General features: G+C 38.6%; 19 protein-coding genes. 12 read left to right on the forward strand and 7 right to left on the reverse strand.

Annotation, left to right across the window (positions count from 1 at the left end; translation table 11 throughout):
* Nucleotide 1: 1 nt before the first annotated feature.
* Nucleotides 2-1414 carry an efflux RND transporter periplasmic adaptor subunit gene (locus H4J69_RS08755; RefSeq protein WP_182244271.1) on the reverse strand — a complete coding sequence of 471 codons (1413 nt, stop codon included), beginning with the start codon at nucleotides 1412-1414 and terminating at the stop codon, nucleotides 2-4.
* 244 nt (nucleotides 1415-1658) lie between these two features.
* On the reverse strand, nucleotides 1659-2510 hold the full coding sequence (locus H4J69_RS08760) for a DUF6279 family lipoprotein (protein ID WP_182230629.1): 852 nt from the start codon (nucleotides 2508-2510) through the stop codon (nucleotides 1659-1661).
* A 399-nt stretch (nucleotides 2511-2909) separates the two neighbouring features.
* Here H4J69_RS08760 and H4J69_RS08765 point away from each other — a divergent pair, with 399 nt between their 5' ends.
* From H4J69_RS08765 to H4J69_RS08775, 3 genes are read left to right on the forward strand one after another with little or no spacing between them, the layout of a single operon-like run.
* Entirely contained in the window at nucleotides 2910-3737 is an 828-nt protein-coding gene (locus H4J69_RS08765; RefSeq protein WP_182230630.1) for a PEP-CTERM sorting domain-containing protein, read from the forward strand.
* Between the two features lie 29 nt (nucleotides 3738-3766).
* Nucleotides 3767-4474 carry a phage tail protein gene (locus H4J69_RS08770; RefSeq protein ID WP_220466023.1) on the forward strand — a complete coding sequence of 236 codons (708 nt, stop codon included), beginning with the start codon at nucleotides 3767-3769 and terminating at the stop codon, nucleotides 4472-4474.
* 1 nt (nucleotide 4475) lies between these two features.
* Nucleotides 4476-5492, forward strand: a complete 1017-nt coding sequence (locus H4J69_RS08775) for a tetratricopeptide repeat protein (protein ID WP_182244272.1) — start codon at nucleotides 4476-4478, stop codon at nucleotides 5490-5492.
* 187 nt (nucleotides 5493-5679) lie between these two features.
* Here the strand turns inward: H4J69_RS08775 and H4J69_RS08780 are convergent, their stop codons facing one another.
* The 3 genes from H4J69_RS08780 to H4J69_RS08790 form a co-directional block, all read right to left on the reverse strand.
* A complete protein-coding gene (locus tag H4J69_RS08780; protein ID WP_182251935.1) occupies nucleotides 5680-6222 on the reverse strand; it encodes a TetR/AcrR family transcriptional regulator in 543 nt (180 codons plus the stop codon).
* 76 nt (nucleotides 6223-6298) lie between these two features.
* Nucleotides 6299-6550 carry a glutathione S-transferase N-terminal domain-containing protein gene (locus tag H4J69_RS08785; RefSeq protein ID WP_182218245.1) on the reverse strand — a complete coding sequence of 84 codons (252 nt, stop codon included), beginning with the start codon at nucleotides 6548-6550 and terminating at the stop codon, nucleotides 6299-6301.
* The gene (locus H4J69_RS08790) at nucleotides 6550-7674 is read right to left on the reverse strand and encodes an FAD-dependent oxidoreductase (protein WP_182244274.1); all 1125 of its coding nucleotides are present in this window, start codon (nucleotides 7672-7674) and stop codon (nucleotides 6550-6552) included. The genes H4J69_RS08785 and H4J69_RS08790 overlap by 1 nt, the downstream gene beginning before the upstream one ends.
* A gap of 188 nt (nucleotides 7675-7862) precedes the next feature.
* Here H4J69_RS08790 and H4J69_RS08795 point away from each other — a divergent pair, with 188 nt between their 5' ends.
* Nucleotides 7863-8480: a glutathione S-transferase gene (locus H4J69_RS08795; protein WP_182218249.1), complete on the forward strand. Its 618-nt coding sequence runs from the start codon at nucleotides 7863-7865 to the stop codon at nucleotides 8478-8480.
* An 89-nt stretch (nucleotides 8481-8569) separates the two neighbouring features.
* Nucleotides 8570-9262: a cupin domain-containing protein gene (locus H4J69_RS08800; protein WP_182244275.1), complete on the forward strand. Its 693-nt coding sequence runs from the start codon at nucleotides 8570-8572 to the stop codon at nucleotides 9260-9262.
* A 23-nt stretch (nucleotides 9263-9285) separates the two neighbouring features.
* Here the strand turns inward: H4J69_RS08800 and H4J69_RS08805 are convergent, their stop codons facing one another.
* Nucleotides 9286-10230 (reverse strand): LysR family transcriptional regulator, encoded by a 945-nt coding sequence (locus H4J69_RS08805; protein ID WP_182244276.1) that lies wholly within the window; start codon nucleotides 10228-10230, stop codon nucleotides 9286-9288.
* Between the two features lie 119 nt (nucleotides 10231-10349).
* On the opposite strand from H4J69_RS08805, the gene H4J69_RS08810 reads away from it, so the two are divergent.
* The 4 genes from H4J69_RS08810 to H4J69_RS08825 are packed head-to-tail and all read left to right on the forward strand — an operon-like array spanning nucleotide 10350 to nucleotide 17168.
* Nucleotides 10350-11531 carry an efflux RND transporter periplasmic adaptor subunit gene (locus H4J69_RS08810; RefSeq protein ID WP_182175705.1) on the forward strand — a complete coding sequence of 394 codons (1182 nt, stop codon included), beginning with the start codon at nucleotides 10350-10352 and terminating at the stop codon, nucleotides 11529-11531.
* A 9-nt stretch (nucleotides 11532-11540) separates the two neighbouring features.
* Nucleotides 11541-14684 carry an efflux RND transporter permease subunit gene (locus tag H4J69_RS08815; protein WP_182222386.1) on the forward strand — a complete coding sequence of 1048 codons (3144 nt, stop codon included), beginning with the start codon at nucleotides 11541-11543 and terminating at the stop codon, nucleotides 14682-14684.
* Nucleotides 14685-14687: 3 nt separating this feature from the next.
* Nucleotides 14688-16124 (forward strand): TolC family protein, encoded by a 1437-nt coding sequence (locus H4J69_RS08820; RefSeq protein ID WP_182244277.1) that lies wholly within the window; start codon nucleotides 14688-14690, stop codon nucleotides 16122-16124.
* 15 nt (nucleotides 16125-16139) lie between these two features.
* Complete coding sequence (locus H4J69_RS08825) at nucleotides 16140-17168, forward strand: zinc-binding dehydrogenase (protein WP_182244278.1); 1029 nt, start codon at nucleotides 16140-16142, stop codon at nucleotides 17166-17168.
* 25 nt (nucleotides 17169-17193) lie between these two features.
* Here H4J69_RS08825 and H4J69_RS08830 read toward each other — a convergent pair whose 3' ends face one another.
* Nucleotides 17194-17967 carry an ABC transporter substrate-binding protein gene (locus tag H4J69_RS08830; protein ID WP_182244279.1) on the reverse strand — a complete coding sequence of 258 codons (774 nt, stop codon included), beginning with the start codon at nucleotides 17965-17967 and terminating at the stop codon, nucleotides 17194-17196.
* A 768-nt stretch (nucleotides 17968-18735) separates the two neighbouring features.
* Between H4J69_RS08830 and H4J69_RS08835 the strand changes: the two genes are divergently transcribed.
* From H4J69_RS08835 to H4J69_RS08845, 3 genes are read left to right on the forward strand one after another with little or no spacing between them, the layout of a single operon-like run.
* Nucleotides 18736-19461 carry a 5-oxoprolinase subunit PxpA gene (locus H4J69_RS08835; RefSeq protein WP_182222388.1) on the forward strand — a complete coding sequence of 242 codons (726 nt, stop codon included), beginning with the start codon at nucleotides 18736-18738 and terminating at the stop codon, nucleotides 19459-19461.
* The gene (pxpB, locus tag H4J69_RS08840; protein WP_182244280.1) at nucleotides 19461-20165 is read left to right on the forward strand and encodes a 5-oxoprolinase subunit PxpB; all 705 of its coding nucleotides are present in this window, start codon (nucleotides 19461-19463) and stop codon (nucleotides 20163-20165) included. The genes H4J69_RS08835 and pxpB overlap by 1 nt, the downstream gene beginning before the upstream one ends.
* Complete coding sequence (locus tag H4J69_RS08845; RefSeq protein WP_182244281.1) at nucleotides 20158-21138, forward strand: biotin-dependent carboxyltransferase family protein; 981 nt, start codon at nucleotides 20158-20160, stop codon at nucleotides 21136-21138. The genes pxpB and H4J69_RS08845 overlap by 8 nt, the downstream gene beginning before the upstream one ends.
* Nucleotides 21139-21965: the final 827 nt, after the last annotated feature.

The raw sequence follows: 21965 nt of genomic DNA on the forward strand, positions 1-21965 counted from the left end.
CCTAGTCCGTAGTCGAAGTGGATGAATTACTTGGGGATTTTTTTAAAGCCGGTAAACCTTCTTGCTTTTCACTATCACTATCTTGTATCTCTTGATTCATTGCAGGTGTTGTCATTTTCTTTTTAGCTAATTCTTCATTGGTTGTCGAATTAATGTCATTCAATGATTTAACTCGGGTACCCGCGGCTAAATTGGCCGTTGGCGTTAAAATAAGCTTATCGGTAGAATCAATAGCGCCAGCATAATTATAAATATCGCCAGCAAGTGAAGAAGCCGAAATAACGACAGACTCAACATCTGTCCATAAAGGTTCAATAGCACGTTTTTGCAATAAACCATCTTCTGCAACCGCAATCATATTATTCTGACTTACTGCTCTTCTTGGAATAGCATAGACATTCTTCAATTGTGTGCCTTCAATCTTTGCTCTTAAAAACTGCCCAACACGTAATGCGGGGAGTTGTGGAGAGCTAACAAAAGGATTATCGAGCTTGGCAACAACGTAAAGCATACGAGTAGATGAATCAAAAGCTCCTTCACTACGTACTAACTTACCTTTCCATGTATAAGTTTTACCACCTAACTCACCTTCAAAAAGAACAACAGATTGATGTTCCTTGTTGTCTGTAGGCTCGTTGCCTGGTGCATTGTATTCATCGGGTAAGTAGATGTGCGCTAGGTCTTGGGCTTTTACCGGTAATCTTACTTCAATATAATCAGTGGAATATATCTCAGCAATAGTTTGAGACGGATTAACAACTTGCCCTAAATCAACCATTTGCTTCAAAATTTTTCCGTCAAAGGGGGCTTTAACTTGAGTTCTCTCAAGGTTGAGTTTGGCTTTCGCCAATTGCGCTTTAGATGCGTCATAAGAAGCGAGTGCAGCCGCAACTTGTGGAATGCGAAGTGCTAAATCGCGACCCGCTTTACTACCGGGTCTAACATTCCAGTCGCGCTCAGCGACATCTGCTTGAGCCAACTCTTCTTTGTATTTTACCCAAGCATTAGCGACCGTTGATTTTGTAACATCAACTTCTATCTGATAATCACGAGGGTCGATCGCCAGTAAAACATCACCCGCTTTAAATGATGCTCCTGCACGAATATTATTAGCGACCTCAATAACACGCCCACTGACATCTGAAACTAATTGCGTTCTAGTTAAAGGCTCAGCTGAGCCGTAAGATTCAATCCAAACAGGGTAATCCGTAGCCGTTAGTTGTACTGTTTCAACACCAACAGAAGCCGGCGGTCCTCCTCCCCATTTACGTGGAGTAGGTTTACTAGCAAACATCGCTGCAATAATTGCAAAAGCAATAGCAAAAATCACGATGGTTACAATCAAATGTATTCCCCAAACAACAGGTTTTTGGGTCACTTCCACCGGTTTTTGTGGTGAATTAATATCGTTCATTTAGCACTCTCTTAAATTATTTTTGCTGGTGTCTGCACGTTAATCGCACTTACTACCGGTGATATGTATAAATTAATATATGTTATACGATAAAACTAAGATTAAGTTTACTTTTCATGTGAAAAAATAGTTTTATTTTCAGGCGGGTACAACCAAGAAGAGATAATTAAAATTAAACACGAGGGAAAATAACAACGTCAACGCAAAGTTGTCTTATATAAGTGCTTTAAAATAAGATTTGGTGCTAAGTGTTTATAGCCAGTTCTTTTAAGTCCTCAATTAAATCATCAAGTTTATTATTAAATCGATTCAATTGTTTATCTGTTAAGCTGTTCATCATAATATGAAATATTTTTACAGAGGTATCACTATTATTTTTAGATAATGTTTTGTGTTGCTCTGACTTTAATGACTCTGGTTCAGAAATAAGTTCAGTAAACATCACTTCATATTCTTGTCTATCTAATCCCATGGCTAATACTTGTTTTAAACCTGAGTGCCATTTTATTCGATAATCCATTCTATGATTAAATGTCGGTGCTAAACTTTTGGTCAGTTGACATACTTCAATTTTTTGACTTTCAGTTAACTTCCCCAACCATTTTTTGAACTGGTCTTGTCGTTCTATACATGTTTCGTTAAGCCATTGCTCTTGAGATAACTCATCATAGTCGTCGAGACGTTCTTCATTATTATTGGCAATTTCATCGACAACTTGTTTTCTTTGGCGACTACTCAGGGTATGAACTAACGATATCAGTGCCGGTTTTGCTTGCTCTCGCACTGCAAGCCAATGCTGTTTGATGATGACTAATTGATCGTCGACTTCTTCTACGGTAATACCGCGATTTACTTGGTCTTTTAGCGTGATAAGTTGCCGACTATATTCACTGAGTTGTGTTCGTCGGTGCCATGTATGCAGCTCATTAAATGTCGTATCAAATGTTTTTTGCTGTTCTTGGCTTAAGGTAACGTAATCATCAAGATACCAATTGCTCCACCAGTCTAAGTGGTTATAAATAAAACTAAAACTACAGGCTGATAGCAAAAATGAACTAAAAATCACCAAAAAACCATTTTTAATTATTAGTGGCATACATAAATCCCATTTTTTATTTATAATTGAAAAACTATTAATGTTCACTACTGTTATTCCTGAGTGTTTTTAGCCCATTCAATATTGAGTTGTTAGACTAAACACCTGATCAAACAATAAAATAAAGCGATACTTTCTAATTCAGTAAAAAGTAAGCATACAACATTGATTAAATTAAACTAAATACGTATGAAATTCACATAAGGTTCAGAAGATACTTATTTTATTGGCTAATATTTTTATAGAACGATTTTAAAACAATAAATATGTCAGTATTTTTTACATTTTATCTTTTTGTCATTTTGCTACACATTACAAACTGTTGTTTTTATAATCAATTAGTAAAAGGGTTTAAACCTTGCATATGACTCATCAACCACTTTAAAAAGGATTACACGGATGCGTAAAGTTCTCAGGTTTTGTTCTATTCTATGTGCTTTTAGTTTAATTGCACCAACAGTTACTGCGGGGTTAATTCCGCTAGATATCTCTATTACCGGTAACGCTGAACTCGATACTACTAATTCAGCTTCTCCCACAGGTAACGCCAGTCAAAGTGCGGATATGTCACTTGTTATTGGTGGCGGCACGACACTCACCTCTATTGCTAATCTCACGCCAACAGGTGCAAACCCTTTAGCAGGGACATTGACTGATTTTGGAGATGGCGTTGGTGTTAGTGCTATAAGCTCTTCTACTGCGGGTGCAATAAGTGAAGTTCCTGATTTTATCTTTGACATGAGGTTTTCCTTATTCAATAGTTCAGCTACCGATACTTATAAAATATTTTTTGAATTAGCATTTTTAAACTTTGCTGATGCAGACGGGCCTGAAGCTTTTATTGATGCTGAAATAAACCTTTTAAATACTTTAATCGGTGAATTATTTGCCTCTGATTTAACCTCAGATACTTTTTATATTGACAAAAAAAATGGTACAGATTTACCGACTAGTGGGGCAGCACTATCTGATAATGGCACCTTTATTTTTGATATTACGTTGGCGGCAGGTGCCTCAGATAACTTCTCAGCATTATTAAAAATGGATGGTAAAGCTTTCGACAATAGCTCTACTTTTAATGCACGCACCAGTGCCTTTATTAGTATTGTTGGTGCAGAAAATTTAACCAACACACAGCCACCGTCACAAGTGCCAGAGCCTAGTACATTTATACTGTTTTTTATGGCGATGGCACTATTACAAGTAAAGCGCAAAATAAATAATTAATGGTTTTTTACAAATTAAGGATAATAGAAATGAATATTGTAAAGGTAATAAAATTAAGCTGCATTTTAGGATTTAGTATCACGGCTATCACGATGCCGATGAAAGCACTGGCCTGCTCTTCTCAACCATATTTGGGTGGGATGTGTGCTTTTGGTGGTAATTTTGCTATTCGAAGTTGGGCAAAAGCTGAAGGGCAATTACTAGCGATTTCAAGTAATAATGCGTTATTTGCTCTTCTTGGTACTACTTATGGTGGCGATGGTCGTTCAACTTTTGGACTACCCGATTTACGTGGGCGCTCACCTATTGGTCAGGGACAAGGACCCGGACTTGGTAATTACCGTTTAGGACAAAGAGGTGGGTCAGAAACTCATGTCTTGAATATTTTACAAATGCCGGCTCATAATCATACCGCAACAACCACAACGAGCAATGTTGTCGATACCAGTGCTACCACAATAGCATTACGTGCATTAGCATCAAGTAGTACAACTAATTCACCGACGGACGCGGCTTTATCAAATAGTCCGAATAGGGAAAATATATATAGTAATGGTGCTCCTAATGTCGATATGAGAGCTGATGCGATTGCACTAAGTTTAGGTGTTGAGGTAAGTTCAACATCTGATACCGTGGTTAATAATAATGGGAGTAGTCAAGACTTTAATATTCGCGGCCCTTACCTTTCGCTCACTTGGTTAATTGCCTTACAAGGTGTTTTCCCGTCGCGTAATTAATATGACTAAATCATCTAAAGGTCAAATAATTCAAGGTCGATTAACTACCGGCCTTGTTTTTTTTATTCTACTAATACTCTTCAAACCACCTGTTTTTGCGAAAAACATTGATGATTGGGCAGGCCCATTAAGTAATGCCCAAGCATTACTGGCAAAGCAGCAATATAAAGCCGCATTAATAGCCTTTAAAGAACAAGCCAATTTAGAAAATGGTCTTGCGCAATTTACTGTCGCGTTATTTTACGATCTAGGCTGGGGGATCACCCCCAACCGTTCAACCGCCTGTCAATGGTATCAAAAAGCAGCAAAAAATAATATGCCAGGCGCTATGCAATCATTGGGGCAATGCTTTTTTGAAGGACAAGGAGTTAAGCAAAACAAAAAATTGGCTTACCATTGGTTTATAAAAGCGTTTGAACAAGGAATACCGTCAGGAGCATGCCAGGCTGGCGAATTATTACTTTCCGGTGATGGTGTTAAAGTTGATTTAATAGCTGGGCAACGGCTTTGCCTTGAGGCCGGTCAGCAAGGCTCGATTAGTGCACAAAACAAGCTTGCTCAGTGGTATTTTTATGGTCAATATTTCCCGCAAGATTATCAACAAGCTTTTAACTGGCTACAGCATGTTGCGAGTGAAAAATCGCCCAGTTCAGCTTATCTGTTAGCACAATTTTATGATAAAGGAATTGGCATGAATGTTGACGAGAAAGAGGCTTTGCACTGGTATGAAATCGCGGCATTAGGAAAATACAAAAAAGCTTATATGCCAACCGCTTTATTGTATTGGCAAGTCTTTAACAAAGCACAAATCAATAAAGATAAGCTTTTAGCAAAAAGCTATTTATGGGCAACAATATTGTCACACTCATCAGAGCAATTAGAAGATAAGGCAGTGGCTAAGCAATTAGAAGATAAGGCAGTGGCTAAGCAATTATTAGTGCGAATTATGGAGAAAATGCCAGAAACGTGGCAAGAAAGTTTAGATGAAAAGAGTGTTAATCATTTGGCAGTCCCTTAGCCGTTGTTACCTCGATAAAAAGAGTGTTGTAAAAATGCCTCTATATTTAATGGCATTTTTTATATTTTTAAGAACCTCCTTAACTATGCTCTACTACCTAGCCTCACTATTTTTCTGCACTTTAAAGTAAAGAAATGATCAGCTAAATATGATGATTGGCAAGTAACACTATCATCAATAGACTCGATTAAATGTCCTCATTGATATAATCATTAAGGCTGTCAAAAGCCGTTGTATCGTCTAACACTTTTGCTAAAATCATCATCCCTTCTAAAGTAGCTAATAACTGAATAGCTTTAGTTTTGGCAATGTCTACTGCTAAACCTTTTTCGTCTATATACACTGATTGTAACCAGTTTATATTTAATTCAAAAAAGCGTTTTATTTCTATGTTGACTTGCTCTGGCAGTGCATCAGACTGTGCGCCTAACAAGCCACATAAACACATTTGATTGTCTTTTTCTAATGCCGTTTTAAAAGCACTAATATAGAGGTTAATCGCACTACGACCCTTTAACTTTGCTTTTTCAGCATTTAATAACGCTAAAAAATCATCTACGTACTGGTGTGCTAGTGCGGCACCTAAATCAGCTTTTGTACGAAAATAGTAATGAACACTTGAGCTTTTTATGCCAATTTCATCAGCCAGTTCCCTAAAGCTAAAATTACCATAGCCACCAGATCTTACTTTATTTTCAGCTAATTTGAGTATTTGAGATTTTTTATTCATAAATAAATGCTATTTGAAGGTGAAGTAAATGATGAAATTATTAAATAAATTTAATAATTTCATCCATTATCAATGACTAGGCTATTTTATTCAAATAGTTAATAATATCTCCAGATTCATACAGCCAAGATTCTTGACCATTTTCTGTAATTTTTAAACAAGGTACCTGTTTCTTTCCCCCTTGTTCGATTAACTCTTTATTAAAGGCTAAATTTTTCTCTGTGTCACGTAATTCAAGCGTAACATTGCTAGTTTTCATTGCGGCAATGACTTGTCGGCAATATGGACAATGAACCTTGTGATATAAAGCATAAGAACTTTTACTCATTATATTTTCTCTCTAGTTAAGGTCATTAAATTCTTTTCTAATGACTTAATGGTTGTATTTGCGGCAAATAATGCGCCTTCAAGGTAACCGGCTTCTTGCTGAGCAAATTCGCTACCGGCTAAATATAAATTTAATGAGGATAATTCGCCAGCAAACCCCTTCATATTAAAATAAGGATGATTTGGTGGCTCCACTCTGTCTTTTTCAACGGCAACATAATGATCATTACCCCAGCTTTTTAAATAACACTGTGAGTATTGCTGGGCCTCATCACCAAATAATAAGCTCAGTTGATTAATACACAAAGCTTTAACCCGTTCTACAGATAAACCTTCTATCGCTTGTGACGAAAGCCCAATAAAACCAAATAAAGCGAAATCTTGCTGTACTTGTGCCGAGGCATCATGAATTTCTATCATAGGTCCAACACGGCTAAAGGCTTGCCCTGCTAAGCCTTTCGTTCGCCAAAAAGCCTCTTCATAAGTTGCAATAAACTTAGCTTGGCTTGCCATCCAAGTCGGCACAGCGACAAGGGCTGCGGTTAAAGCTTTGCTTGCCCAATGAACGGGTGTTAAAAATTCATTAATGATCCGCGGTGGTAAAGCTAAAACTAAATGGTCGGTTTCAAAAATAGATGTCGAGTCATCTTTAGTATTTTTTACTGTCACTTGCCAGCTATCGTGCACTTTTGTTAATTGCTCGACTTGACAACTAAGCTGATAGTTATCTTTAGATAGCTTAGCCTGTAAAGCTAAAATGAGCTTGTATAATCCGCCAGCTAAACGATGTAAAAGTGGCCCTTGACCATTTTCAATAATTTGTGGCTGAGTATGCTGATCCGCATGATAAACAACCGCACCTTCAATATGTTGGTCAAACAAATGTGTTTTCAAATCAGCCACTAGTGCTTTCATCTGGTGATGATGCGGAAATATCCACGTCGGACCTAAATCATGTAATGGTTCATTTTCATCATACACTTTCGGTTGCTCGCTATATATACGGCCACCAAAAACATCTTTTGCTTCAAAAAGAAGATAAGGAATATTCAACTGTTCTAGTTGATAAGCGGTATATAAACCCGCTAATCCCCCACCGACAATAATCACACGTTTATTATTCATATATGTAAACTTTAAAAAACTATCTACTGATAGATAAATATTAGCTAGCTCGACCTGTAAAAGCAACTTTAATTTTTTAGAAGACTTGAGTTTTAAATAAAATTTGACAATATAATTAAAAATACGTAAACCACCTACCGGTAGGTAGTTAAGTAAACAACGATAACCAAATTAATTGGAAATATAAAATGAAAATATATGATGTAGAAGGTTTTCCTAACCCATTGCGTGTCCGCATGGCGTTAGCAGAGAAAAACGCCTCTGACAAGGTCACTTTTATTGCTGTTGATGTGATGAACAAAGAACATCGAAGTGACGCTTTCATCGCTATGAACCCCTTAGCCAGCGTACCCGTATTGGCATTAGATGATGGAACTTACATCGCTGAATGTTCTGCTATTATTGAATATATCGACCACACTTTTGAGGGGATATCGTTAACAGGGTCAACGGCAAAATCGCGTGCCGTTATTAGCATGATGCAACGAAGAGCTGAATTAATGGTACTTGATGCTGTCGCTACTTATTTTCATCATGCTACCGACGGCCTAGGACCTGAACTTGAAACATATCAAAATAAAGAATGGGGTAAGAAACAAGGCGAGAAAGCACTTGCTGGTTTTAAATACTTTAACACTGTTTTAAGCAACCAGACTTATGTCGCAGGTGAAGCTTTTACTGTCGCTGATATTACCCTGTTTGCCGGTCTTGGTTTTGCTGACTTTGCAAAAATAGCCGTACCCGACGAATACACACATTTACTCAATTGGCGTGCTAAGGTTGCTGAACGTCCAAGCGTTAAATAAAAAATGACTGTTAGTCATTTTACATGAAGGTTTTTACTAAATGTAAAATGGCTCACTTTCACCCTTACTGTTTTAAAATAGGATTGATTATGGAAATTTTAGCTAACTTTGAACAAAGAGCTATCGTGCACAGTACCTCATTAGCATGGTTAGCTTCACCTATGCCTGGCGTAGATAGAAGACCGTTAGACCGAGTAGGCGGTGAAGTGGCCAGAGCAACATCGATAGTAAGATACGCAAAAGGAAGCAAGTTTTCTGCCCACGTTCACACCGGTGGTGAAGAATTTATTGTGCTTGAAGGTGTATTTCAAGATGAACACGGCGACTACCCTGTCGGCTCATATATTAGAAACCCACCACAATCTTCTCATACACCTCGTTCTGATGAAGGCTGTATTATTTTTGTAAAACTTTGGCAATTTCAGCAAGAAGATAGAAGCCATGTTTGTTTACAAACACAGCAAATGTCTGCAACACCGACAGAAATACTAGGCGTTTCAATTATCCCACTACACCAAGATACAATCGAAGAGGTCGCTATTTTATCTTTTGAACCGAGCGCAGTAATGAATATTGTCGCGACTCAAGGGGCTGAAGTTTTAGTGTTATCAGGGGAGTTACAAACACCCAGTGATTTATTACAAAAGCATAGTTGGGTACGTTTGCCATTAGGCGATACCTTAACGGTAACCGCTGGTAGCGCTGGCGCAAGAATTTGGCTTAAGACAGGTAATTTAACTGAGGTAAACAAGCAAATAAAACGAGTAAAATTGGCGGGTTAATATTTAATAGCACAGACAAATATCTACCGGGTATATAACTGTTCAAAGTTAGGAATAGCCCGTTCCCAAATAGGTATTTCTTTTCCTAAATACTCACGAACCGCATCAAAAAATAATCGCGTTCTAACGGGTAGATCGCGATGTGGATATACTGCATAGATAGCGCCATACTCCATTAATCTAACGTCGGTCAATAAAGGTACTAAATGACCATCTTTCACTTCGTTATCAAGTACGAAAGCTGGCGCAACAAAAAACGCGCTACCTGATAATGTTTTCATCAATAAAACTTCGGCATCGTTTGCCCTAAAAATACTATTGAGTTTTTGTTCCTTGGCTTCACCATTTTTATCATAGTAGCGAACACCTTCGACTTTAAACGAGGTGCTAGCGTAACTTGCCGCCGGTAATTGCGTTAAATCTTCAATAGTTTGAGGTAAACCATAATTAGCAATAAATGTCGGGGTCGCTAAAATTAACAAACGATTACGCGCTATTTTACGAGCAATTAACGACGAATCTTTGGGCTCACCGATACGAAACGCAAGGTCAAACCCTTCTGAGACAATATCAATAACACGATCATCTAAACGCAATTCTACTTCAACCTGCGGAAAGCGCATTTGAAAATCGTTAATGACTGGCTGTAAGTAACGTTTCCCAAATAAGGTAGAAGACGTTATTTTGAGGACTCCTTGGGGCTCCAAATGATAATTTTCAGCCATTCGTACTGTTTCGCCCAGTAACTCTCTAAGTTCAGCTGCTTTTTTAACCATCTCAGCGCCAGCAGCCGTTAAGGAAAATGAGCGTGTAGTGCGATTAAGTAATCTAACGCCTAATTGTTCCTCAAGGCGGCTGAGCTGTTTAGAAATAACCGAACGGTCAATATTACGTACCTCAGCCGCTTTAATAAAAGAGCCTTGTTCAACCACTTCAAGCAACATCAATAATCGGCTAGTCGTATCCATACTTTATTACCATCACAATTCTATTGGTGCCATTTTGGCACTAATTAAATGCAAAATCTATGCTTTTTATCAACAGGTTTGTTACGTAAAATTGCGCTCAAATTAAAAGAGGTCTTATTATGAATAAACATTTAATCGCAGTAGCTATTGCTATGGCAAGCTTAACTTTATTAGGTTGCTCAGAAGCGCCTAGTCAAAAAACACAGCAGCAACAACTACAGTCGATTGATGTGGCAGAAGTGCTAGTCAAATCTGTACAAAATTGGCACACCTATACCACCCACTTAGAAGCTCCCGAGCAAGTTGCTTTGAAACCACGTGTTTCAGGGGTAATAGAGTCGATTGCTTTTGATGAGGGTCAGCAAATTAAAACGGGCGACCTACTGTTTAAACTAGATGATCGACCCTTTTTAGCTATTGTTGCTAGCCTTCAAGCACAAGTAAACAGTGCAAAAGCTGCATTTGATCAAGCAAAAAGTGAAGAAGAGCGTGCAATACGTTTAACTCAACGAAAAGCGATATCCACTGAACAAGCAGAGTCTCGCACGTCAACATTACGTCAGCGCGAAGCACAACTCGCTGCATTACAAGCACAATTAACAGCAGCACAACTTGATTTAGAATTTACCGCTATTCGTTCACCTATCGACGGTATTATTTCTCGCGCCAACATTACCAAAGGCAATAACATTATCGCCGGACAAAGTGTGCTAACAACGATTGTTTCTAACCAAGCGATGTTTGCTTACTTTGACATTGATGAGCGCACTTGGAATAGCGATTTTGCTAATATTAGTGCCTCCGATCAGCAAAAAGTCATGATGCAAAAAGTAGGACAAAGTGAGTTTGCTTACCAAGGCTATATTGATTTTATTGATAACCAAATAAATTCGGCAACCGGCACATTGCGGGTAAGAGCGGTATTTAATGAAGAGAAAAACCAACTCCGTGCAGGCTCTTTTGCGCGCATCAAGTTGGCTGCAAATGCCATTACCGAAAAAATTATCGTGCCTTCACGCGCTATTGGTACCGACTTAAAAAATAATTTTGTTTTAACTGTTGGTGAAAATAATATTTTGCAATATAAGCTGGTTAAATTGGGTGAGCGTTACGGCAGTTTACAGGCGATTACTTCTGGGCTAAAAGCAACGGATGTTATTGCTGTTAATGGTCCTGCCCGCGTAGGTCCAGGCATGCCTGTCGCACCTAATAATGTCACCATTGATAGTGCTGGTATTGCCTTTACTTTATCACCTGTTGCTGATGCCAGTTTAACGGCAAAACTAACGTCAGAAGAATAAGAGTTAACCATGAACTTTTCACATTTTTTTATACAACGCCCGATATTCGCAGCTGTCTTGTCATTTGTCATTCTGCTTGCTGGTGGACTTTCACTTTTTCAACTACCCGTTAGTGAATACCCTGGTGTTGTGCCACCAACCGTGGTGGTTACGGCAAATTACCCGGGGGCAAACCCTTCGGTTATTGCACAAACAGTGGCAACCCCACTTGAGCAAGAAATCAACGGCACTGAAAACATGCTATACATGTTTTCACAAGCCACTGGCGATGGTCGTATGACCTTAACGGTGACGTTTGCTCTTGGAACTGATCTAGATCGCGCGCAAGTACAAGTACAAAATAGCGTTAATAGTGCATTATCTCGCTTACCAGAAGAAGTGCAACGTCTGGGTGTGGTTGCAGAAAAATCATCGCCTGATTTAGCTATGGTGGTACATTTATATTCCCCCCAAGAAAGCCATGATACCGCATATTTATCTAACTACGCCGATCTCTACGTTAAAGATAAAATCTCCCGCTTACCCGGCGTTGGTGATATAAAATTATTTGGTGGTGGTCAATATTCGATGCGCGTTTGGCTTAACCCAGATGCATTAGCTGCGCGTGAATTAACCGCAACCGATGTTATTAATGCATTACGTGAGCAAAACCAACAAGTTGCTGCCGGTAGTTTAGGCTCTCAACCTGCTGCTAACGACAGTGAATTTCAAGTATTACTCAATGTAAAAGGCCGTCTTGATAACATTGAAGAGTTTGAACAAGTAATTATTAAAGTCGGCGAACAAGGCCAGCTTACTCGATTAAAAGATGTCGCTCGTGTTGACCTAGGACAAAATACTTATGCCTTGCGTGCCATGTTAGACGGGCAACCTGCTTTAGCTATGCCTATTTTTCAACGACCTGGTTCTAATGCTATTGAGTTATCAGATCAAGTACGGGCAACTATGGCGTTATTATCTGAAGACTTCCCTGCTGGTGTCGAATACGACATAGTTTACGATCCCACTATTTTCGTCCGTGACTCTATCGATGCAGTAATAACGACCTTAATTGAAGCCATTGTTTTAGTTGTGATTGTGGTAATACTATTTTTACAAACATGGCGTGCTTCAATTATCCCGTTAATTGCCGTACCCGTGTCGTTAATTGGTACCTTTGCGGTAATGCAATTACTTGGCGTTTCAATTAACACCCTATCACTCTTTGGTTTAGTACTGGCAATAGGTATTGTCGTCGATGACGCTATTGTTGTCGTTGAGAATGTCGAGCGTAACATCGAAAAAGGGCTAAGCCCTTTAGAAGCAACACGCGTTGCCATGACAGAAGTCACCGGACCTATTATCGCTATCGCCTTAGTATTAAGTGCGGTATTTATACCAACGGCATTTATTAGTGGCCTATCGGGGCAATTTTATAAACAATTTGCCTTAACTATTACGATATCAACGATAATATCGGCCTTTAACTCTTTAACGTTATCGCCAGCATTGGCGGCATTGTTATTAAAATCACACGATAGTAAACCAGACCGATTAACACGCCTACTTAATAAACTTTTTGGCCGTTGGTTATTCGCGCCTTTTAACCGTGTTTTTGAACGTGGTAGCCATGGTTATCAGAAGCTGGTTAAAAAATTAATGCGTATGAGTGTTATCGTTATTGTTGCCTATATCGCACTCTTGGGTGGAACGGCACAGTTATTTAGCAGTGTGCCCGGTGGCTTTATTCCAACACAGGATAAACAATATCTTATCGCTATTGCTCAATTACCTGACGCAGCAAGTCTTGACCGTACCCATGCGGTGGTTAGAGAAATGGAAAAAATTGCTCTAGATATACCAGGTGTTGCTCATACTGTTGCTTTTCCTGGCTTGTCGATCAATGGTTTTACTAATAGTCCTAATAGTGCGATTGTTTTTCTTCCTTTAGATGCTTTTTCTCTGCGAACTGATGATAGTAAATCAGCTATGGCAATTGCAGCGCAATTAAACCAACGTTTTACAGCCATAGATGAAGCTTTTGTTGCGGTATTTACACCACCACCAATCCAAGGTTTAGGTACAACCGGCGGCTTTAAGTTACAAATTGAAGACCGTGGTAACAAAGGCTTTGAAGTGTTATTTAATAGCTTACAGGCAGTTATTGACAAAGCAAGACAAGACCCTGCATTGGTAGGACTGTTTTCAAGTTTTAGAATTCAAGTTCCACAAATGGATATAGATATCGACCGTGAACAAGCCTTAATACAAGGAATTCCACTTGATGAAGTCTTTAATGCCCTGCAAGTCTATTTAGGCTCAGTTTATGTCAATGACTTCAATATGTTTGGTCGTACTTATCAAGTAAAAGCGCAAGCAGAAGCTGAGTTTCGCCAAGACCCTGAACAAATATTAAACCTCAAAGTGCGCAATCGCCATGGTGATATGGTGCCGTTAGGTTCTGTTTTAACCGTAACGCCAACAACAGGTCCAGACCGTGTAATGCATTACAATGGTTACCCAAGTGCTGAGCTTAATGGTAGCCCTGCCCCTGGTTATAGTTCAGACCAAGCACAAACGGCAATAGAAGGTATATTGGCCAATACCCTACCCAAAGGTATTGCTTATGAATGGACAGAAGTGACTTACCAACAAATATTAGCCGGCAACACTATGGTGTATGTTTTTCCGCTAGTGGTGCTTTTAGTCTTTATGGTTTTAGCTGCACAATATGAAAGTTTGCGTTTACCTTTAGCCATTATTCTCATTGTACCCATGACTATATTCTCTGCTTTGTTAGGTGTTTGGCTCGTTGGTTCAGACAACAATATTTTCACCCAAATTGCGTTAATTGTTCTGGTCGCACTGGCCTCGAAAAATGCTATTTTAATGGTAGAGTTTGCTAAGGATCAAAACGAGCAAGGCTTATCTCACTTTGACGCTATTATTGAGTCATGTAAGCTGCGTTTACGTCCAATACTCATGACTTCGATAGCCTTTACGGCTGGTGTACTACCGTTAGTTTTTGCTACAGGTGCTGGAGCAGAAATGCGCCATGCTATGGGTAATGCGGTGTTCTCAGGCATGATAGGCGTGACTGTATTTGGCCTGCTCTTTACGCCAGTATTTTATATTTTAGTGACCAAGACTAAACAAAAAAAGGTTGAGGAGTAGCCAATGATTAAGTTACTTACCCGTAGTTTAAAAGCCAAGCAATTTAGCGCTAAACCGCTAAAAACCAAGTTAACTGTCGGTGTCGTTTTAGTCGCCAGCTTATTATCGGGATGTGCCACCAAAATTGATGAGCAACAGCATCAACAATTAATGAAAAGTTTTATTGCTGATGCTGATATAGCCACACAGTTGACCGGTCAAGACGAGATTAATTGGTGGCAACAACTCAACTCAGTACAATTGAATCAATTGATTAAAGATGCACTTACCAATAACCATGACTTAAAAACAAGTCAGTTACAATTGCAAAGTGCTTTAGCTAAACTCAAGGTAGAAAAGAGTGATTTTCTACCACAAGGTGGGCTTGAGATTGGTGCGCAACGCACCAGCATAGCTGATAATATTAGTCGTCAATCAAGTGCTAATCTAGCCTTAAGTTGGCAACTCGATTTATTTGGTCGTATTAATGCGTTAGTTGATGCCGCCAATGCATCAGCGATGAGCCAGGCTGAACAATTACGCGCCTTGCAAATCGAAGTGATTTCGTCTGTTGTTAAAGGTTTCATTAGTTATCAGGGCAATATGCAAAAGCAAGAGATTATTAGTCTGCAAGTTGCTGCGCTTAAAAAAAGTATCTTGGTTCTTTCCGCCAGGGTTGAAGAAGGCATTGCTAATGAACTTGACTTAAACCGCACTCGTGCCCAGTTAAGTCAACAACAAGCATTATTACCTGAAACAAGTTATGCATTATATAACGATTTATCTACGTTGGCCTTATTAACCGGTCGTTTAAGCGGCGATATAAAGCTTAATAATGAACAAAAGATCTTTGACTTACCCTTTGAGGTCACTTTAGCGCAACCCAGTTCGGCTATAGCTTTACGTCCTGATATTAGCGAAGCCTTATATCAATTTAGCCAAGCTAATTCGTTAAGTGTAGCCGCAAGTAAAGCCTTGTTACCTGACATTAGTTTAAGTGCCTTTGTTGGTGTGCTAAGCCTTGGCAGTAGTCAATTAAATAATAGCCAGCATCAATGGCAAGTCGCGCCACAAATACAATGGTCATTATTAAGCTATCCAGCTTTACTGGCGCAACGTGACGCGCAGCAATATTTAAGTGAAGCGGCTTATAGCCAATATCAGCAGGTTGTTTTAGCGGCTATTAATGACAGTGAACTATCGTTACAATTGCTGACAAAGCACCTTGAACAAAAACGCTTTGCAGATAAACGTTTTCAATTTGCTCATCAAGCTTTTATGCAAGCTAACGCTATGTATCAAGAGGGGCAAATTCCTTACTTAGAGTTGTTAGATGCGCGGCAGGATGTTTTAATAGCCCAAGAAAATGCAGTAAACGCGACCATTTCTTCATCTCTGGCCAAAGTAAGTGCCTATCAGGCTTTTAATGGTCGGTGGAGTTACGGTTTAATCACCTTGTAAAGTTTGAGTTTTTTTATGCTAACTACTGAGATATTGCCCAACATTGACCAACCTACTTCTATGCGAGCTATAGTGCTTGAAAAGGCAAACGAAAAAATCCATTTATCTGATGTGCAATTGCCGTTACCTGAGTGCGATGAACACGAGCTGTTAGTTAAGGTTGAATATGTAGGTCTCAATCCTATTGATGCTCATTTCGCTAAAAGTGGATTTTCTCAATGGCAATATCCTCATATTCTTGGTTTAGATGCAGTTGGCATTGTCGTTCAAGCTAAAAAAGGCCTGTTTCCTAATATTGGCGACCGCGTTATGTGGCATGCCAATATTGGTCAACAAGGCGTGCTAAGTGAGTACGCTAAAGTCCCTAACTTTGCCGTTTCTATTGTGCCAAAAAATGTTACAGCAAGTGAAGCGGCAACACTTCCTTGTGCCGGTATGACGGCTTTAATTGCTTTAGATAAATTACAAGTAGTACAAGGCGATACTATTTTAATTGAGGCTGGTGCAGGTGCTGTTGGGCAATTTGCTATTCAGTTTGCCAAGGAACGTGGTGCAGATGTGTTTACCACGGCTGCTAAGCATAATCATAAATTAGTAAAGAAACTCGGTGCTGATGCAATATTTGATTACCACGATAAAAAACTTTGTCAAAAAATTCGCCTAGCATTAGGACCACAAGGTTTTGATGCAGTTCTTGACTCTGTTGGTGGTGACTCAACAATGCGTAATATTGAGCTGATGAGGTTTTGTGGTCGTATTGCTTGCTTGCGTCCCTTGCCTAACATTGACCAAGAGCTCATGTTTAGAAAAGCGCCCAATATCGGCATAGTATCACTCGCTGGTGCGTGGTTAGCCAATAGCTTGTGCGCACAACAAAAAATGAGTTTTAAGAGTAATCAATTACTTGATGCACTAGCAAAAGGCAGTATTCAAACGCCTGATATTACCTTAATTGAATTTAACGCACAGCAGGTTTCTCGTGCCCTGCACATTCAAGTTGATGGAGGTTTTACCGGTAAACAAGTGGTAAAAATACTTGCCTGAGGGTTTTATTTAGTCCGTTGGCTGGCTACTTTTTTGAGTGCCAATCTGAGATACCATAACGCTGCAATATTTTTGACAGTTGTCCTTTTTTTCTTAGTTTTATTAAGCCTTTATCAAAGGCACTAATATATTTAAGCTTAGTGTCTGGTGCAAAGCCGATAAAAAGAGGAACAAATATACCTTGGGTACCGGCATATTGTAAGTTAGTGATTTTTTTATCCTGAATTTCATATTCAACATTAAAACGCGAATCAAGCAGCACAGTTATACGCTGCTTACTGAGCATTTTTAAAGCACTGGATAACGGCTTATCTCCCGAGGCTAAAAATATAAATTCACCCGAGGTTTCTTTTAGGCGACTCACTGCACTGCCGTATTCATAGCCATTAATAAGCCCAAGAATATTGCCCTGTTCAATGAAGTTTTTAAGGTTCTCTATGGTAGAAAATTTCCATTGAGTTTCGTTACTAACATAAAAGTCATTATACAAGCCGCCATAAACTTGTTGGCTTTGCCTTAAATCAAAAGCTTCAATGTGTTCTTTTGTTAAAGCGAGGACCATGTCTAACTTTGATTGTTGAAGAAGCCTTAATGAACGAGCCAGCGGCATAAGGGTAAAATTAACATCATAGTCTTGAGCTTCAGCAATTTCACTGATGATTTCAATTAATATACCTGGCTTATCATCTTCATTACAAATGTAAGGACACCATTCGTCTGAAGCAATGTTTATGGTGTCATTTGCCCCAACTTGCAGTGACCATGAAAAAACAATAAATAATATATATTTATACGGCATTTAGCACCATCGTTTTTACCTAATTTCAACGGTGAAATTAGGTAAAACCCCATAAGAATGTAAGTAGATCTATTGGTATATTAATAATTATAACAATAGTCAGCTATTAGCTTGTTAAAGATTAGCTTATTTTTAACTTTAACTTTAACAGAAACGACCGATTACTTGTTACTAGGGTCAAAAGTAACAATACCAATTTATACCTTACAGGCATTGCTAATGTAAAGTCGCTCGTCAAACAACTGGCCATTCATCCCATGATTGTAATCAATACACCCCGTTATTTTATCATGTCAGTGGCAACTACCTATTTGAAAACCTAGCATTAAATCAAGTCTTTGCCTTAACAGGACTACAGACCATAACTGCCGGTAAAGTCTAAAACAATGACATTAACACATGCAAGGAAATGTACAGGTAACATTTTATCTTATTACTTGCGAAAATAAATTATGTAGGATCAATAGGTACACAAAAATGATCATTTATTGAACTGGCAAGTGTCTTATTGCATTGATTTTATTGTTGTACACTCCCAAAAGTATCATTAACATCTTTTTATATTTATCTCAGCCATTTGATTTAAGTAATCTAGCCTCTCTTATTTAGATACTATTAGCCTTATACACCTAAAATTTAGTAAGATGCTGGCTAATCTTTGTCACTTAATAGCATGCTAAAGATTTAAAATAACGATGCTTGGTCAGAGTATCGTTAAAGTAATCATAATTCTTCACTGCATATACGGTAATATTTTTAGGAAATGAAATGAAGTTAAATTGCGACCTCGGCGAAAGTTTTGGCTCTTGGAATATGGGCTCAGACGCAAAAGTAATGCCGCACATTGATCAAGCAAATATTGCTTGTGGCTTCCATGCCGGCGATCCTTTGGTCATGCAAAAAACATTACAATTAGCTAAGCAGCACAACGTTAGTGTTGGCGCTCATCCTAGTTACCCTGATTTAGTTGGTTTTGGTCGTCGCTCAATGAAGTGCTCCACAGAAGAAATTATTGCGTTAGTTTTATATCAGGTGGCGGCTATTGATGGCGTTGCTCAGTCTTTAGATATTGAGCTTAGCTATGTAAAACCTCATGGTGCACTATATAACGACATGATGACTAATATTGAAGTGCGCGAGGCGATACTTTCAGCCATAGCCCAATATCACAAACCACTTAAGCTAATGATACAAGCAAGCTCAAATATTAAAAAACATCGCGCTCAAGCAGAAAAATTTAACGTGGAAATACTCACTGAAGCCTTTGCTGACAGATGCTACAACGATGATGGCAGCTTGTTATCACGCAACATAACAGGTGCGGTGCATAATAGAGAAAAAATGATCGCACAAGTTAAACTGTTAAAAGAGCAAAGCAGTGTCATCACTATTAATGGTAAGCGCTTACCTTTAGAAGTAGACAGCTTGTGTGTGCACGGTGACAACCTCGAGGGCGTAGAAGCAATAGCCACTATTAGGGAGCTTATTCGTTAATGTCAGCAACATTTAAAATAGAAATTGCCGGTGAAAACAGCTTGATCCTTTATTTTGACCAACCCGGTAATGATGAAGTTGCCGCAAAAGTACAGCAAGCACAATGGCTGATCAGGCAAGAGATGAGCAATGATATTATTGATTTAATACCATCTTATGCTTCAATATTAGTGATGTTTAATTTACACAATATCGACCATCATCAGATCACTAACAAATTGCAAAAGCTATTAATAAACTCACCAATAATTAATCATAATCAAGGGGCACTCATCGAATTACCTGTTTATTATTCGAGCGAGTCAGGACCCGATTTAGCGGCTATGGCTAAATCTAAAGATTTAACCATAGAGCAAATAATTACCCTACATCAGCAACAAGAATATAACGTATATGCTATTGGCTTTGCTCCGGGCTTTGCTTATTTAGGCGAAGTTGATCAGCGTATTGCGATGCCTAGATTAAACACTCCTCGTATAAAAGTGCCTAAAGGAGCTGTTGGTATTGCTGACAGACAAACAGCTGTTTATCCAAGTACTTCTCCCGGTGGTTGGAATATTATTGGTCTTTGCCCTATTGAAATGTTTAACGCCAATAAAGCGCCAACAATGCCCGTTCAAGTAGGTGATAGGGTTAAATTTAAAGCGATTTCCAAAGATGAATTTTTTGCACTAGGTGGTGTATTAGGTGCAACATATGATTAGTCAAAGTAAAGCTTCTTTAAGAAGACCGGCAATAAACTTAGGTTTTATTGTTAAACGACCAGGCATGTTAAGTCTTGTTCAAGATGAGGGTCGTTATGGTGCTTTTAATGTCGGTTTAACCAATGGTGGTCCGATTGATAAGCTGGCTTTTCACTGGGCAAACCGCTTATGTAATAATGCCCTTAATGTTAGTGCTATTGAAGTGAGTGTTGGTGGTTTTGCCATCATTGCACAAGTAGATGCTGTTATTGCCGTAACAGGCGCTGACATGCCATTAACCATTAACGGTCAAGTAAAAACGTTATGGCGCAGTTATCAGGTGAAAGCCGGTGACTTAATCGAACTAGGTTTTACTAACCTTGGTATGCGAAGTTATTTTGCTGTTGCTGGTGGTTTTAATATAACACCCAGTTTTGGCAGCACTGCAACCGTTTGCCGTGAAGGTATCGGGGGATTAAAGGGCAAAAAATTAGCCGCGAACGATATACTCCCTTGTGTAACAACAAAAGATTCTCAATTAGTTAGTTTATCTATAGAAGACCAACCTAAATATAGCCAAGAAGTACTGCTGCGTATTATTCCTAGTTATCAGCAACATCATTTCAGCGTAGAACAGCAAAAATTGTTTTTTTCAAGTGAATATAGTGTTGGTAAAAGCTTTGATCGGATGGGTTATCGTTTAGAAGGTCAAAAAATCGTCTCTGATATTAACGGCATCTTATCAGAGGGGATTTGTCATGGTGCCGTGCAAATTCCTAGCGATGGCCAACCAATAGTATTAATGAATGATCGTCAAACAATTGGTGGCTATCCTAAAATCGGTGCCGTTATATCCCTTGATACCGCCAAATTAGGTCAGTTATCTCAAGGCGGTAAAGTACGCTTTGCGCCTATTACGATGGAAAAGGCACGTGAACTTATTCTCGAAGATTTAAGCTTATTTGAACAAACCCAAGTTAGCGTCTGTGATTAATATAAGTCACACAAATAAGCTATTGGTTTAGTTTGAAGCTATGGTTGTATTACTTAGCGCGAGTAAAGACCTGCTTATAGTAATAATGCAAAACATACCCAGAAGCGAGTACAGGGAAAATAATAGAACTTAATAAATTAGCCCACTGCCCTGTTGATGGCTCAAGTAGAACTAAACTAACCAATAGACTTAGACCAAGCCCAAAAAGTGCACATAATATAACAACGCCGAATAAAACGATTTTACTGGTAAAATAACAATCATCTTCTGCTAACTTTTAACACCTACACCCATTAACTGCCCTTATTAAGCTAACAACTTATTATAACTGTGTTTCATTATATCTATAAAAATTAGAATAATACCTAATAAAAACAATATCACACTAATAATAATGAAGAAGTCTACGTTTATTATGACTTCAACTGCAGATATTAACTCGTCTAGTTCTACAGTTGATTCTGATTAGTTTTGCAACGCTATTTGGTCGCTCTTCAACGTTGATACTCAGTAGCGTTTTTAGCCAAGCCTTGATTTATTTTATGTTGCATATAAACCACATGTAACAACGATGTAATAAACGGGTTTAACCAAAGTTTGTCTCCTTTATTAGCGCCTGCAATTAGATTAATACGATTACGCACCATAATTATCCAGGTGATATCGAAAATAGATGAGATAATATGAAAACCTAAGGTGAAATTTAAAATACCAGGCTATTGCCAGTTTACTAGTGCGTGAATTAGAGTGCCAAACGAAATAATATATAAAAATATAGTGATAAAAATAAAAGTCTTAGATATTTTTAACGCTGTATGTTTATTAAT

The organism is Colwellia sp. BRX10-9, assembly GCF_014077405.1.
Taxonomy (GTDB): domain Bacteria; phylum Pseudomonadota; class Gammaproteobacteria; order Enterobacterales; family Alteromonadaceae; genus Colwellia_A.